The following is a 13,531-nucleotide window of genomic DNA, read 5'->3' on the forward strand; positions in this document are numbered from 1 at the left end:
CCGTGGACAGAGCCCCACATCCGGACTGGCGAGCGGACACTTCCTCGTCCCCGACACGATGGCTCTATGCTGGGTGTCAATGAGACTTCCGTCGTCCCGGCTCGCCCTGCTGTGCATGCTCTATTTCGTGCAGGGCCTGCCCTTCGGCTTCCAGGCCACCGCCCTGCCGGTGTACCTGCGCTCGCAGGGCGTCTCGCTGACCACCATTGGACTGCTCGGCGCGCTGTGGTTGCCCTGGGCCCTCAAGGCGCTCTGGGCGCCCCTGGTGGACCGGTATGGCTCGGCGCGCATCGGCCGGCGCAAGTCGTGGATTCTGCCGATGCAGGCGGGGCTCGCAGCCAGCTGCGCCGCGGCGGCGGTCGCGGCTTCGCGGGACGCGCTCCCCGCCCTGCTGGCGCTCGTCTTCCTGATGAACCTGTTCGCCGCCACGCAGGACATCGCGGTGGATGGCTTCGCCGTGGACACCCTGCGCCCCAGTGAGCTGGGCCTGGGCAACACCGCGCAGGTGGTGGGCTACAAGCTGGGAATGCTGACGGGCGGCGGGCTGCTGGTGTGGGCCAGCGCGCGCATCGGCTGGTCCGGCCTCTTCGTCGCCATGGCGCTGCTGTGCCTGGCCGTCTTCACGGTGATGCTCTTCGCCCGGGAGTCTCCCCCCGAGACGCATGCCACGCCGTCCACGCCCACCGCCCGGCAGGAGCCGGATTGGCGCGAGCTGTTCCAGCGGCTCAAGAAGGCGCTCCTGCTGCCGGGCGCGGGCTGGCTGCTGCTCTTCATCACCACGTACAAGCTGGGCGAGAGCATGTCCGACGTGCTCTTCAAGCCGTTCCTCGTCGACGCGGGCTTCACCGCCGCGCAGATTGGCCTGTGGGTGGGTACGTGGGGCACGGGCGCGTCCATTGTCGGCTCACTGGCCGGAGGACTTCTGGCCTCGCGCATGCCGCTGCTGGGCGCCGTGGGGCTCACCGCGTCGCTGCGGGTGATTCCCCTGGTGGGGCGGTGGCTGCTGGCCACGGGAGGCGTCACCGACGCGGGCATCATCGGCGTCACCATGGCCGAGGAGCTCTTCGGCGGCGCGCTCACCACGGTGATGTTCGCCTTCATGATGTCGCGCGTGGACCGGCGCATCGGCGCCACGCACTACACGCTGCTCGCCAGCATGGAGGTCTGGGGCAAGGCGCCCGCGGGCCCGCTCGCGGGCTGGCTCGCGGACGCGAAGCACGGGCTCGGCCTGGGCTACGCGCCCGTCTTCCTGCTGGGCATCGTCCTGTCCGTGGCCTTCCTGGTGCTGCTGGTGCCCATGCGGCGCCAGAAGCACGCCCCGAGCACCGCGCTCAACACCGCATGAGGCCACAGCCCTGGAACGCAGTCAGCCCTCCACGGGTGGCGCGTCGGGGAGCTCCGCCGAGCGCCACATGTACCAACTGGCCACCGAGCGCCAGGGCCTCCAGCGCTCGCCATGAGCGAGCAGCACCTTGGGCTTGGGCATCTCCGGCAGGCCATAGGCCTTCATGAAGCCCTTGCGCACGCCGTAGTCGTCCACGGGCAGCACGTCGGGCCGCTCGAGCTGGAACATGAGCAGCATCTCCACCGTCCACTGGCCAATGCCGCGCACCTGGGTGAAGTGCTCGATGAGTTCGGCGTCATCCATGCGCCGCACCTTGGCCAGCGGCGGCACGGTGCCGTCCAGCGTCTTGCGCGCCAGGTCCTGGAGCGCGGCCAGCTTGTTGGCGGACAGTCCCGCTTCGCGCAGCGACGTGTCCGGAACCGCCAGCAGCGCCTGGGGCGTGAACTTCCGTCCCGAGCCCACGCGCTCGCACACGCGCCCGAAGATGGTGGCGGCCGCCTTGCCGTGGAGCTGCTGGTAGACGATGGACTCCGCCAGCGCGCCGAATGGGCTGTGCAGCGGGCGCACCTGGAGCCGGAAGGGACCGACCTGCTTCATCAACGCGCCCAGCGTCGGGTCCGCACGGGACAGGGCACGGCGGACCGAGGGCGTGTAGTAGCTGGGGTATCGAATGACGTCGGGAGGAGGACGCGGCATGGGCGGCGACCATGATGCCGCCGCCCAGCCCCCTTCACGCAACCCGATTCTTGCGCCAAGCCGCCGCCGCTCAAATCGGCGCGGCGTGCTCCGTCTCGGCCGGCACCTGGGTGCGCGGCTCGCCCTCTTCCTCTTCGACGTGGTGCTCGATCTGCTCCTGGAGCACCTGCATCTTCGCGTCGAACTCCTCGTCCGACGGCTCCAGGTCCAGCAGGTCGGCGATGAGGCGCTTGGCGGACAGCTGTTCCTCTGCGGCCTCGCGCAAGAGGGCCTCCGTGTCCTGCGCCTTCGCCGCGGGATAGAAGTATTGCTCCTCGATGGAGGCGTGCGCGCTCAAGCGGTCGGAAATCATCTCGAAAAGCTCCTGGCGTTTCGCCTCCGCCCCCTCCGAGAACTTCTCGTCCTTCTTGAACAGCTTCTTCACCTCGTCGTGCTGCTGCTTCAACAGTTCGATAGCGTCCTTGCGCGCCCGCTTCCGTGTGGATGATGTGTGTCGTGTTGAGGTGTGAAGGCGTGTGGCTCAGGTCGGCAGCTTCTTCGCCGGCAGGTCCTTCACGGCTGGGCCATTGAGCACCTTGCCGGTGGGACTGAAGCGCCCCCCGTGACAGGGACAGTCCCAGGAGCGCTCCGCGCCGTTCCAGTGCACGTGACAGCCCAGGTGCGTACACACCGGGGACACCGCGTGCGTGGTGCCGTCCTCCGCGCGGTACACCGCGACCTTCTGTCCCGCCACCTCCAGGACCTTGCCCTCGCCGGGCGCCACGTCCGCCAGCCGATTCCCGGCCGGCCGGGACAGGCGGTCCGCGACGAAGCGGAAGGCGACTTCCGCGTTCTCCTGGATGAAGTCCTTCGCGCCTGCCTGGGGCTTCACCCGCGTCGCCGAGTAGAGCGCGGCGAAGGGGTTCTGCCTGTCGAGGATGGCGTCGGAGAGAATCATCCCCGCCAGCGTGCCGAACGTCATGCCCGTGCCGGAGAAGCCGGTGGCCACGTACACGTGGCGGCTGGCCGTGTTGCGACCGATGTACGCCAGCCCGTCCGCGGACTCGATGACCTGGCCGGACCAGCGGTGGGTGATGTCCGTCACCGGGAAGCGCCGCAGCGCGTAGGCCTCCAGCGCGGCGTAGCGCCGGGCGGTGTCCTCGTCGGTGCCGACCTTGTGGTCCTCGCCGCCCACGATGACGTAGGTGCGCCCGTTCACCTGCTGCGTGCGGATGTAGTGATAGGGCACCTGGCTGTCGTAGTACTGGCCCGGCTCCAGCGGCCCGTTGAGCGGCCCCGCCACCGCGTAGGTGCGGTAGGGGTAGAGCTTGGTGTGCATGGCCACGCGGTTGAGCGGCGTGGTGGTGGCCTCCACCACGGCCGCGGCGGTGACGGTGCCGCGGTCGGTGACGACGCGGCAGGGCGCGCCGTCGTGGACCTCCGTCACCCGCGTGTTCTCGAAGAGGTGGCTGCCGTCGCCGGGAATCCGGTCCGCCAGCGCCAGCAGATACTTGCGAGGATGGAAGAGCGCCTGGTCCTCCACCCGCAGGGCCCCCTTCACGGGATACGGCAAGGGCACGTCCTGGGTGAAGGTGGCCAGCAAGCCGGCCTCGCGCGCGGCGGTGACTTCGTGGTGCAGGTCGGCCAGCTCGCGCGCCGTCTCCGCGTAGCGGTACATGGGCACGCGCTGGAAGTCACAGTCGATGCCGAGCTCGTCGACCAACGCGGCAATCTGCTCGATGGCCGCGCGGCTGGAGGACGCCGCGAGCTGAGCCCCCTTCTCACCGAAGTCGCGCCGCAGCGTGGCGTAGGGCGTGTCGAGCATCTCGGTGAGGTGCGCGGTCGTCTGGCCCGTCTGCCCCGACAGGATGCGGTGCATGTCCAGCACCGCCACGCGCTTGCCAGCGCGCTTCAGGAGCCACGCCGTGGTCAGCCCCGCCATCCCCCCGCCAATGATGGCCACGTCCACCGTCACGTCACCCGGCAGCGCCGGGAAGTCGCGCGGGGGGGCCGTCACCGTCCAAAGCGACCTGTGCGCCCGCTGCTCGTCGTCCATGGCCCAAGGCTAGGAACGGCGCCCCGGAGCGATAAGCCACGGGAGCGGACTGCAAGGCTGGCTGCCTACCCAACACCAAGGCGTTGCAGATGTACACGAGCGAACACTGCCGGCCCTCTCGTGTTCGCAAATCACGGTGCGGGCAAGCCTGCTCTGGGGTGGCTCGCCGACGCGCGTTACAAAAACGCGGCCCCAGGAGCCGAGGAGCTTCGACGATGCCCGTGGAAAGATTGGCTGGAAGCGCCAGCCTCGTCGACGTCCTGGACCGGGTGCTGGACCGAGGTCTGCGCTGGGACGCGAACGTCCACGGGCAGGCGCTCCAGGACTGGCCACCCGCATCCACACGCACCATCGTGGTGAAGTTCGTGGAGGTGCGAACGCCCACTCCTCATTCCCGTGGAGCCTGACGCAGTGGTCCCCCCCACCGCACTGCCCACCCCAACCCCCGAGCCAGACGTCGAAGCACGGCTCGCCCTGGCCGAGCACCTGCTCGCCTGCGACGAGCCACGTCTGTGCGCGCAGCACGTGGTGGCGTGGCTCACCCGCGAGCGGCCGTCGGACATCGCCGCCTGGCTCGTGCGCGACAGCGGCACGGGAAGGTGGGTCTGCCTCGCGGCCCGGAACCTCTCCGAGGCCCAGCGTGGCGCCCTGGCGTTCCAGCCCGATGAGACCTCCCATCCCCTGGCCGAGGCGCTGACGCAGGGGGCACCTTGCTTCTTCGCCGCCCCCCGGGCCCCGCTGCCGGCAGTGGGGTGCATCGCGGTGCCCCTGGGCCGCCCCGGAGCGCCCGCCGCGGGCCTGCTGCTGCTGTCCGCGGACGGCCCCACGCTGACGCCGGACGCAGCCTGGGTGAGCGCGCACGTCGGCCCCCGGCTGGCCGCCATGCTCCCCACGGAGCGCCGCGAGGTGGCGGGCGGCGAGTTGCTCCGTCGCATCATCGACACCGTGGCGGACCCCGTGCTGCTGACGGACCTGGAGGGACGGCCCCACATCGCCAACACCCGCGCGGAGGTGCTGCTGGTGGCCGGGCCGGATGCGAGCGAAGGCCGCCGCCGGGCGACGGAGCTCAACCGGCAGGTGTTCTCCTCCGCGCTGGCCAGCTTCGCCAGCGGTGACACGTCCACCGTGCGCCGCCGGGAAGTCCCGCTGGTGGACCCGGTGGAGGGAATCGACCTGCTCTTCGAGGTCGTCAGCACGCCCGTGCTCGAGCCGGATGGCCGCGAGTCCCTGGTGAGCGTGCTGCGCAACGTGACGGACCTGGGCCGCGCCACCCAGGCGCTGGGTGAGAGCTACCGGCGCCTGCGCGACACGGAGCGGGAGGCCCGCAGCGAGCGTCACCGGCTGGACCGCGTGCTGGACTCCGTGCCGGACCCCATCATCCTGTCCGACCCTGCGGGCGGCATGGTGATGATGAACGGCCCGGCGGAGAAGCTCTTCGCCACGCACCCCGACAGTGGGGAGGCGGTGATACGGCGGCTACGCTCCAACAACGCGAGCTTCTCATCGTTCCTCGCCAACCTGCTGGACGCGGAAGGTCGGCCCCGCTGGCGCGGACAGCTCGGGCTGGTGGACCCGGCCACGGGCGCCACGCTCCCCATGGAGGCCGTGGCCAGCAAGGTCCTGGGCGACTCCGGTGAGCTGACGGGCATCGTCACCCTCTTCCACGACCGCAGCGAGGCGCTGGAGAAGGCGCGGCTGTTGGAGCGGGTGAAGGAAGGTTCCGTCCACCTGGAGGCGCGCGTGCAGGCCGCCACCGCGGAGCTGGCCGAACAGAACGAGATGCTGCGCCGGCAGGCCATCCAGGTGGAGCAGGCCAGCGCGGCCAAGTCCCAGTTCCTGGCCAACATGTCCCATGAGTTCCGCACGCCGCTCAACGCCATCCTCGGCTACACGAACATGCTACTGCAGGGCGTGTCCGGCGAACTGAACCCGTCGCAGAAGCGGAACCTCACGCGCATTGACTCCAACGGCAGACACCTTTTGGAGGTCATCAACGAGATTCTGGACATCACCCGCATCGAAGCGGGCCGCATGCCCTTGAACCTGTCGGACTTCGGCATCCCGGAGCTGCTCCAGGAGGTGATGGCGGAGATGGACCCCATCATCGCGCGCAGCAAGCTGACGGTGAGCGCCCACCTCGGCCCGCGCGTGCCGGCGGTGTACAGTGACCGGCAGAAGGTGAAACAAATCGTCCTCAACCTCCTGTCGAATGCGTTGAAGTTCACGCACGAAGGCTCAGTGCAGGTGCAGGCGGAGTACGTGGCTGCTACGTCCACGCTCACCATCTCCGTGACGGACACGGGCATTGGCATCGACCCAGCGAACCAGGAAAAAATCTTCGAGGACTTCCAGCAGGTGGACAGCTCTCCGACCCGGGCCTATGGAGGCACGGGTCTGGGGCTCTCCATCTGCCGTCGCCTGGCTGCCATGCTGGGGGGGCGCGTCACCCTCCAAAGCACCCAAGGCGAGGGTTCGACATTCACCCTGCACTTTCCCCGACGCGCGAGGCGCGCATGATGAACCCATCTGAGACCCCGAAGCCCCTCGTGCTGGTCGTTGACGACTATCAAGATGCCCGGGAGATGTACGCCGAGTACCTGGAGTTCTCGGGCTTCCGCGTCGCCGAGGCCAAGAACGGCCAGGAGGCGCTGGACAAGGCCTTCGAGCTGCGGCCCGACATCATCCTCATGGACCTGTCGCTGCCCATCATGGACGGCTGGGAGGCGACACGGCGGCTGAAGGGCGACGACCGCACGCGCGCAATCCCCGTGGTGGCGCTCACGGGCCATGCGATGACGGGGCAGTCCGACGAAGCCAAGGGCGCGGGCTGCGACTCCTTCGTCACCAAGCCCTGCCTGCCGGACGCGCTGGTGGATGAAGTCCGCCGCGTGCTCGCCACCCACGGAGGCGCATCGGCGAGGTGAAGCGCACCATGTCCCGGAGGACACGGCCCCGGAAGGGGGCGGCTCGCGGCGACAGCCGCACGGCCCAGGCCGCCCGGCCTTCGCCTCCCACGGCGGAGACGGTGACGCCCGACGGGCTCCGGTATCTCTACGGCATCGTCCGTGCCACCGCGCCCCTGGACGTCGGGCGCATCGGATTGGGCACCAGCGCGTCACCGAAACCCTGCTCCGTGAGCACATCGTGCTCCCCGTGGCCTTCGGCACCGTCATGGCGTCCGAGGCCCAGGTACGAGCTGTGCTGCGCACGGCCCATGGCGAACTGTCCGGCGTGCTGGACGCGTACACGTTCCGCTTCACCGGTCCCTGGGCGCCGTACAGCTTCGTGGACGTGCATCTGGGCCTGCGTGACGAGGACGAGCTGGGGACCTGAGCCCAGGTCCCCGCGGGTCACTTCCCTGAAGCGGAGGACACGGGCGCCGTCACCCGCACCGCCTCTTCCGCCAGCGCGTCAATCCCGGCGTGGAGCTGGGCCCAGCCCGAGGTGTGCTCGGTCCGGGCGTAGAAGCCCCCCTCGCTCTTCACCACCATGACGTGGCCAACGGCCCGGCCCGCGCGCAGGTAGTCCACGCGGAAGGACTCCTGCGGCTCGCCCCCGGGAAGCGGTTCGTCGCGGCCGAGCAGGTCCACCGGCATCATCCGCCACACGCGGTCATGCCAGTTGCGCGCGAAGTCGTCCGGCCGCTCCGGTGCGGCCTCCGGCGCGAGGACCACCGGGCCGGGCGCCTTGCCCGTGGCCCGGAAGGCACGGGTGGAGCCACCCGCGCTGATGGTCACCGCGTCGAAGTCTCCCAGGTCGAAGGTGTGCAGCCGGCGGTCCACCAGACGGCTGTTCGCGTTCTCCAGGTCCGGCAGCATCGCCGGGCCCAGCAGGTACACGCGGCCGTCCTCCTCGCTGCGCAGGTACGGCGTCCCCCAGCCGCCCGGAGGCGACGCCAGGGCGAACACACGCGCCTTGCCGGCCACTGTCAGCGTCAGCTTGCGCGGAGACGTGGCCAGGCCGACCTCCTCCAGCTTCTTCGCGTCCAGCTCACCCAGCGCCCGCATGGCGCGCATGGGCGCGAAGCGGGAGAACAGCTTGTCCGCCACCTCGTTGGCGCGCAGCTCGCGCGGCGGTGGCGGTTCCTCGCGCACGGCCACGGGCGGTTGTCCCGCGGCGGCGCCGGTGCCCGCGTCCGTGCCCACGGCCGCGGTGGCCACGCCCGCGTCGGTGGCGCCCGCGTTCGCACCACCGGAAGCCGCCCTGGAGGCCTTGTAGCCCAGACGCACCCAGAGCCGGTCACGCTCACTGGCATCGCGGAACACGTCCACGAAGCGGGAGTCGTCCTCGTAGCGGATGCTGTCCAGCGCGCGCGCCGGGACATCCACCACCGTGACTTCACCCGGGCCCGCGGAGGGCTCGCGCTGCCAGACAACGAACGCCGCAATCAACGCGGCCGCCGCCAGGGCCCCTTGGAGGGCCAGGTCCCGAACCTTCATCGCTCACCTCCCGCCACCGCGGGGCGCGGCGCGCGGCGTCCCCGCCGGCGCGTCGTCACGAAGCCCACCGCCAGCACCAGGGCCGGCCCCAGGAACACCGTCGCGTAGAACCAGAGGACGTCCTGCTCCCGCGTGTGCTGGATGGGCGTGTCTTCCTCCGAGGACACGGCGCCGGAGATGGACTCCTCACCGGTGAGCCACCGCAGCGTGTCCACCGCCAGGTACGCGTTTCCCATGTTGCCCATCAGCAAATCACTCACCGCGTCCGCGTCCGCCATCACCACGGCGCGCATCGCCTCCTGGCCAGCCGGCGCGGGCTTCTCCACCGCGATGACCAGGGGCCAGGGCCGCCGCATCTCGCCCGCGTCCAACGTGAAGTTGCCATTGGCGTCCGCGAAGGTGGCGCCGTGCGCGCGCACCGACACGTCCTGCGCAATGCCACCCGGCAACGGCTGAATCTGCTCCAGGGCGCCCGCGCTCAGGAAGACGACCGGCGCCTGTCCCGCCAACGACGACAGCGACGTGACGGACGGGTGCGAGGAGAACGTCGCCGTGCCCAGGTTGCCGCGGTCGCTCTGCTGCCGCGACGTGCGGAAGTACACCTGGTCATTGGCCAGCGGCGTCTTGAGGTACTTCAGGCCCAGGGACTCCAGCAGCGGCTGGAAGTCAGGCCCCTCCGGCTCCAGCGCCAGCCACAGCCGACCGCCGCGCGCGGAGTACTCGCGCAGGGCATTCAGCTCCTCGGGGAGGAACTCCTGCGTCGGGCCCGCCACCACCACCACGGAGGCGTCACGCGGCACCTCGGTGCCCAGGCCCTCGGAGACACCGAGCGGCCGCACGTCCACGTTCTGCGCGCGCAGCAACTCCTTCAGCTTCTCCACGGATGGGCGGGTCGTCTCGCCCGGCACCGCTCGCGACTCGGCGCGCTCACCGTGGCCGGACGTGAAGTAGACGACCCGGCGAGGCCGGGCCACCGTCAGCAGGCGGCGCTGGACCTCCTGGTCCAACCGCTGGAGCTGGCCGCGCGCCCGCTCGACTTCCAGGCCCACTGTGAGCGGCTCCTTCCGGTCGCCGCGCGCCAGGACGATGGTGCCGTTGTTGTGGACGCCCAGCGACTTCGCCCGAGCCGGCTCCACCGCCTGGTCCAGTCGCACCACGTTGAGCAGGCCTGGACTCTCCACCGACAGGTCACGGAAATACTGCCCCACCGCTTCGCCCACCTCGTTCGCGGGAGGGAAGAAGAGCGTCACCTGGAGCGGCTCATTGAGCCCGCGAATCACCTTGCGCGTGCCGTCGCCGGGCTTCGCGGTGCGGAAGTAGGACAGGTCCCACGTCACGTCAGCCTGGGTGGCGACGAACATGGACGCGAAGGCGAAGACGAGCACGAAGGCCAGCCCCAGCCCAGAGTACAGCGCGCTGCGGACACGGCCTGTCTCCAGCACGGGTGCGCGCGTCATCGCCGCGGCGGCGACCTCCACCATCGCCAGCGGCAGCAGGCAGCATGCGAGCAACGCCGGGAAGAGCGCCGCCAGCGACACCGCCAGCCGAGGCGCCTTCTGGGACAAGGGGCCGCCGAAGAGCCCGGTGCCCACGTCCGACTGGACGAAGTAGAGCCCCAGGGCCAGGAGGCCCACGCAGTACAGGCCCGACACCCACGCCTCGACGGCGCGCCGGTCCGCGCTGGCCGACCGCCTGCGCGCGAAGCGCCAGACCAGCGCGCCCACCGCCACCGCCCCCCCCAGGCCAGACAGGACAGTGCGGCCCGTGCCGATGCCAAAGAGCCGCTCACCGAGGAAGACCGCCAGCAGGCCCGAGACGAAGGCCAGCGTCACGGGGAGCCCCCCGCTCGAAGGACGCGCGCTCATCGCCACCTCCGCGCCTCGAGCACCCGCGTGGCCGCGAACAGCGCCACGTAGGTGACCACGAGGTAGTAGACGACGTCACGCACGTGGATGAGCCCCGCCTGGAACGGCGGGAAGTGCTGATTCCACAGCGACATCGCGCTGAAGACATCCGCCAGCGGCTGCTCGGTGATGCGCGCCAGGAGCCAGCACAGGATGAGGGCCACCAGCATCACCGCGGACGTAATCGCCGCGAGCAACTGGTTGCGCGCCAGCGCCGAGCCGAATGTCCCCACCGCCAGCGACGCGCTGCCCAGCAGCAGCAGACCGAAGTACCCCGCCGCCACGTGACCGAAGGACACCTTGCCGTTCACCATCACCAGCAGCGGCATGTAGACAGTGCACAGGAGGTACAACGCGAGGAAGGCCAATCCCGCGAGGAACTTGCCCAGGACGATGTCGCGGTCGCGCAGCGGTGACGAGTACAGCAGCGACAGCGTGCCCGTCTGACGCTCCTCGGCCAGCAGGCGCATCGAGATGAACACCGAGGCGACGACGGTGAAGCCGCTCGAGTAATAGAAGAACTGCGACAGCACCTCGGCGGAGCGCTTGCTGGCGCCGCCCAGGGCATACGCGTTGAAGAACAAGCCGTTCAACGCGAGGATGACCGCGATGATGACGTAGCCGCTGAGCGTGCGCAGATAGGCGGACAGCTCGCGGCGGGCGATGAGCAGCGCTTTCACGCGCGCGCCTCCTGGCCGTGCGTCAGCCGCAAGAAGATGGATTCGAGCTGACCGGCTCCCTGGTCCAGCCGCAACAACTCCAGACCCGCGCCCACCACCGCCTGCGCCACCAGGGGCCGCTGGTCGGGCGAGGCCCGCACCGTCAGCGCCACCAGGCCGTCCGACACGCGGTCCACCTCCACCGCGCCAAAGCGCTGGAGCACCTCCACCGCGCGCGCCTTGTCGCCGCGCACCTCCAGCTCGATGGTGCCCCGGCCGCCCATCTTCGCCGCCAACTCCTCCTCCGTGCCCTGCGCCACCAACATCCCCTTGTGGATGATGAGCAGCCGGTCACACGTCTGGGAGATTTCCGGGAGGATGTGGCTGGAGACGAGCACCGTGTGCGCGCCCTTCAACCCCCGGATGACGTCGCGCATCTCGACAATCTGCCGGGGGTCGAGCCCGCTGGTGGGCTCGTCGAGGATGAGCAGGGCGGGCTTGTGCACCAGCGCCTGCGCCACGCCCACGCGCTGGCGGTAGCCGTGACTGAGCGTGGAGATGAGCTCGCCGTGGACGTCACGCAGGCCCGTCTTCTCCTCGGCCTCGCCCACGCGGCTGGCGGTGTCCCGGGACGTGACGCCGCGAAGCTGCGCGACGTAGGCCAGGTATTCACCCACCGTCATCTCTTCGTAGAGCGGAGGCACGTCCGGCAGGTAGCCGATGCGCTGGCGGACCTCGTGGGCATTGCTCACCACGTCATGGCCGTCGATGACGACACGCCCCGAGGTCGGCAGCAGCACGCACCCCAGGACCTTCAGCGTCGTCGATTTTCCAGCGCCATTGAGGCCCAGGAAGCCAATGACCTCTCCCTGGCTGATGGTGAAGGCCAGGTCCCGGATCGCCGCGTGCTCACCGTAATATTTGGTCAGCCCTTCGACCTGAATCATCAGGAGTCCTCTCCCCTTCGAAAGCGTCGTTCCTTCTGTCGCAGCGGAGGGGATTGTCAAGCGCCGGACTTGCTAAGAATGGCGGTATTCAGGGCCCTTCGTCGTGCGCCCCAGCGTGAAGCGCAGCGCGCTTTCCAGGTCGGGAAGGAGGAAGGCGAACCCCAGCCGCTGGGCTGCCTGAGGCACGATTCGCGCACCATCCAGCAGCGCCTCTTGCCCCATCTGTCCGAAGAGGGTCCGCACGACAGGCGCGGGGACCGGGAAGACAGCCGGACGCCGCAGCACCTTGCCCAGCGTCCGGGCGAAGTCCGCCTGCCGCACCGCCCCCGGCGCCACGGCGTTGATGGCGCCGCGCGCGGCGTCGGTGAAGACAGAGAAGTGGATGAGCCCGAGCACGTCCTCCAGCGATACCCAGCTCATCCACTGTTGCCCAGAGCCGATGGGCCCGCCGCCTCCCGCGAGGAACGCTGGCAGCATCTTCGCCAGGGCGCCCTCGCGCGCGTCCAGGACGGGGCCGATGCGCAGGTGCACCACGCGGATGCCCGCGGCCTCGGCAGGCGCGGCGGCGGCTTCCCACTCGCGTGATACCTGGGAGAGAAAGCCCTTCCCGTCCGTGCTGCTCTCCTCGGTGAGGACTTCGTCGCCGCGGTCCCCGTAGATGCTGCTGCCGCCCGCGGAGACGAGCACCTTCGGCTTGCGCTTCATCCGCGCCAGGGCTTCGGCCAGGGTGCGAGTGCCCTGGGTGCGGCTCTTGAGGATGGCGTCCTTGTACTCGGGGGTCCAACGCTGGCCAGCCACGTTGACGCCCGCGAGGTGCACCACGGCGTCCACGCCTTCGAGCGCGTCGGTGTCCACCTCGCCCTTGTCAGGCGCCCAGGTGACCTCGTTCCGCGAGGAGTCCGCCTTGCCGCGCACCATGCGCTTCACCGCGTGGCCGCCCGTGGTGAGAAAGGGCACCAGCGACGAGCCCACCAGCCCCGAGGCTCCGGTGACGGCGATGGTGAGCGGCCCCTGCCCCGCGAAGGCGGCGTGACGCGTCAAGTCCTCGAGCGTGACGCGGTGGCGGTACGCGAACATCCGCTCCAGGGTGCGCCGGGCGAAGCCTCCGCCGAAGAGGCTGCCCAGGGGGCCCACGGGGAGGACGTACTCCACTTCGTCATCCAGGATGGACGTGCCCATGGCGGGCTCGGGCCACATCCGGTGGGTGTGGACCCACTTCGCGAAGGGGCCGGACATCTGCGTGTCCTGGAACATGGCGTCTTCGACGTAGGCGGTGTGCTCGGCCACCAGGCGTTGGGGGATGGGGCCCACGCGCATGCGGACAACGACGCGGGCGCCGGTGCGGATGCCATCGCCGGTGCGCTCCAGGACCTCCATCCGCTCCCAGGGGGGCGTCAGGCGTTCGAGCGCCCCTTCCCGGGCATGCCAGGCGAAGAGGTCCTTGGCCGTAACGGGCATCCGAGTGCGAGCATCGAAGACGTGCGACTTGCCCATGTTCCCTCCTGG

General features: G+C 70.0%; 13 protein-coding genes. 5 read left to right on the plus strand and 8 right to left on the minus strand.

Annotation, left to right across the window (positions count from 1 at the left end; translation table 11 throughout):
- Positions 1-79 precede the first annotated feature (79 nt).
- A complete protein-coding gene (locus tag F8M74_RS19740) occupies positions 80-1,345 on the plus strand; it encodes an MFS transporter (protein WP_141258547.1) in 1,266 nt (421 codons plus the stop codon).
- A gap of 21 nt (positions 1,346-1,366) precedes the next feature.
- Here the strand turns inward: F8M74_RS19740 and F8M74_RS19745 are convergent, their stop codons facing one another.
- From F8M74_RS19745 to F8M74_RS19755, 3 genes are all read right to left on the minus strand, one after another.
- A complete protein-coding gene (locus F8M74_RS19745; protein WP_141258546.1) occupies positions 1,367-2,041 on the minus strand; it encodes a DNA-3-methyladenine glycosylase in 675 nt (224 codons plus the stop codon).
- Between the two features lie 70 nt (positions 2,042-2,111).
- Positions 2,112-2,486, minus strand: a complete 375-nt coding sequence (locus F8M74_RS19750; RefSeq protein ID WP_228560799.1) for a hemerythrin domain-containing protein — start codon at positions 2,484-2,486, stop codon at positions 2,112-2,114.
- Between the two features lie 75 nt (positions 2,487-2,561).
- A complete protein-coding gene (locus F8M74_RS19755; RefSeq protein ID WP_141258544.1) occupies positions 2,562-4,076 on the minus strand; it encodes an FAD-dependent oxidoreductase in 1,515 nt (504 codons plus the stop codon).
- Between the two features lie 215 nt (positions 4,077-4,291).
- Between F8M74_RS19755 and F8M74_RS19760 the strand changes: the two genes are divergently transcribed.
- The 4 genes from F8M74_RS19760 (at position 4,292) to F8M74_RS37920 (ending at position 7,409) form a co-directional block, all read left to right on the plus strand.
- Positions 4,292-4,483 carry a hypothetical protein gene (locus F8M74_RS19760; RefSeq protein WP_141258543.1) on the plus strand — a complete coding sequence of 64 codons (192 nt, stop codon included), beginning with the start codon at positions 4,292-4,294 and terminating at the stop codon, positions 4,481-4,483.
- Positions 4,473-6,593 carry an ATP-binding protein gene (locus F8M74_RS19765; RefSeq protein WP_163884495.1) on the plus strand — a complete coding sequence of 707 codons (2,121 nt, stop codon included), beginning with the start codon at positions 4,473-4,475 and terminating at the stop codon, positions 6,591-6,593. Before F8M74_RS19760 ends, F8M74_RS19765 begins: the two co-directional genes overlap by 11 nt.
- Positions 6,590-7,000 carry a response regulator gene (locus tag F8M74_RS19770; RefSeq protein WP_011551663.1) on the plus strand — a complete coding sequence of 137 codons (411 nt, stop codon included), beginning with the start codon at positions 6,590-6,592 and terminating at the stop codon, positions 6,998-7,000. The genes F8M74_RS19765 and F8M74_RS19770 overlap by 4 nt, the downstream gene beginning before the upstream one ends.
- 220 nt (positions 7,001-7,220) lie before the next feature.
- Positions 7,221-7,409 carry a GvpL/GvpF family gas vesicle protein gene (locus F8M74_RS37920; protein ID WP_239004966.1) on the plus strand — a complete coding sequence of 63 codons (189 nt, stop codon included), beginning with the start codon at positions 7,221-7,223 and terminating at the stop codon, positions 7,407-7,409.
- A gap of 17 nt (positions 7,410-7,426) precedes the next feature.
- On the opposite strand, the gene F8M74_RS19780 is transcribed toward F8M74_RS37920, so the two are convergent.
- The 5 genes from F8M74_RS19780 to F8M74_RS19800 all read right to left on the minus strand — a co-directional run bounded on the left by F8M74_RS19780 (position 7,427) and on the right by F8M74_RS19800 (position 13,519).
- Entirely contained in the window at positions 7,427-8,515 is a 1,089-nt protein-coding gene (locus F8M74_RS19780) for a hypothetical protein (protein ID WP_141255543.1), read from the minus strand.
- The gene (locus F8M74_RS19785; protein WP_141255544.1) at positions 8,512-10,380 is read right to left on the minus strand and encodes a Gldg family protein; all 1,869 of its coding nucleotides are present in this window, start codon (positions 10,378-10,380) and stop codon (positions 8,512-8,514) included. The genes F8M74_RS19780 and F8M74_RS19785 overlap by 4 nt, the downstream gene beginning before the upstream one ends.
- Positions 10,377-11,099: an ABC transporter permease gene (locus F8M74_RS19790; RefSeq protein ID WP_011551659.1), complete on the minus strand. Its 723-nt coding sequence runs from the start codon at positions 11,097-11,099 to the stop codon at positions 10,377-10,379. Before F8M74_RS19790 ends, F8M74_RS19785 begins: the two co-directional genes overlap by 4 nt.
- Positions 11,096-12,025, minus strand: a complete 930-nt coding sequence (locus F8M74_RS19795) for an ABC transporter ATP-binding protein (RefSeq protein WP_141255545.1) — start codon at positions 12,023-12,025, stop codon at positions 11,096-11,098. The genes F8M74_RS19790 and F8M74_RS19795 overlap by 4 nt, the downstream gene beginning before the upstream one ends.
- 72 nt (positions 12,026-12,097) lie before the next feature.
- Positions 12,098-13,519, minus strand: coding sequence for a TIGR01777 family oxidoreductase (locus tag F8M74_RS19800; RefSeq protein WP_141255546.1), 1,422 nt, complete (start codon positions 13,517-13,519; stop codon positions 12,098-12,100).
- Positions 13,520-13,531: the final 12 nt, after the last annotated feature.

This window comes from Myxococcus sp. CA023 (genome assembly GCF_010998615.1).
Lineage (GTDB): Bacteria > Myxococcota > Myxococcia > Myxococcales > Myxococcaceae > Myxococcus.

Excerpts from the sequence above, each read along its gene's own strand:
- F8M74_RS19745 (WP_141258546.1), bottom strand. The coding sequence starts at position 2,041 with ATGCCGCGTCCTCCTCCCGACGTCATTCGATACCCCAGCTACTACACG.
- F8M74_RS19760 (WP_141258543.1), top strand. The coding sequence starts at position 4,292 with ATGCCCGTGGAAAGATTGGCTGGAAGCGCCAGCCTCGTCGACGTCCTG.
- F8M74_RS19755 (WP_141258544.1), bottom strand. The coding sequence starts at position 4,076 with ATGGACGACGAGCAGCGGGCGCACAGGTCGCTTTGGACGGTGACGGCC.
- F8M74_RS19800 (WP_141255546.1), bottom strand. The coding sequence starts at position 13,519 with ATGGGCAAGTCGCACGTCTTCGATGCTCGCACTCGGATGCCCGTTACG.
- F8M74_RS19795 (WP_141255545.1), bottom strand. The coding sequence starts at position 12,025 with ATGATTCAGGTCGAAGGGCTGACCAAATATTACGGTGAGCACGCGGCG.
- F8M74_RS19770 (WP_011551663.1), top strand. The coding sequence starts at position 6,590 with ATGATGAACCCATCTGAGACCCCGAAGCCCCTCGTGCTGGTCGTTGAC.
- F8M74_RS19785 (WP_141255544.1), bottom strand. The coding sequence starts at position 10,380 with ATGAGCGCGCGTCCTTCGAGCGGGGGGCTCCCCGTGACGCTGGCCTTC.
- F8M74_RS19780 (WP_141255543.1), bottom strand. The coding sequence starts at position 8,515 with ATGAAGGTTCGGGACCTGGCCCTCCAAGGGGCCCTGGCGGCGGCCGCG.
- F8M74_RS19740 (WP_141258547.1), top strand. The coding sequence starts at position 80 with ATGAGACTTCCGTCGTCCCGGCTCGCCCTGCTGTGCATGCTCTATTTC.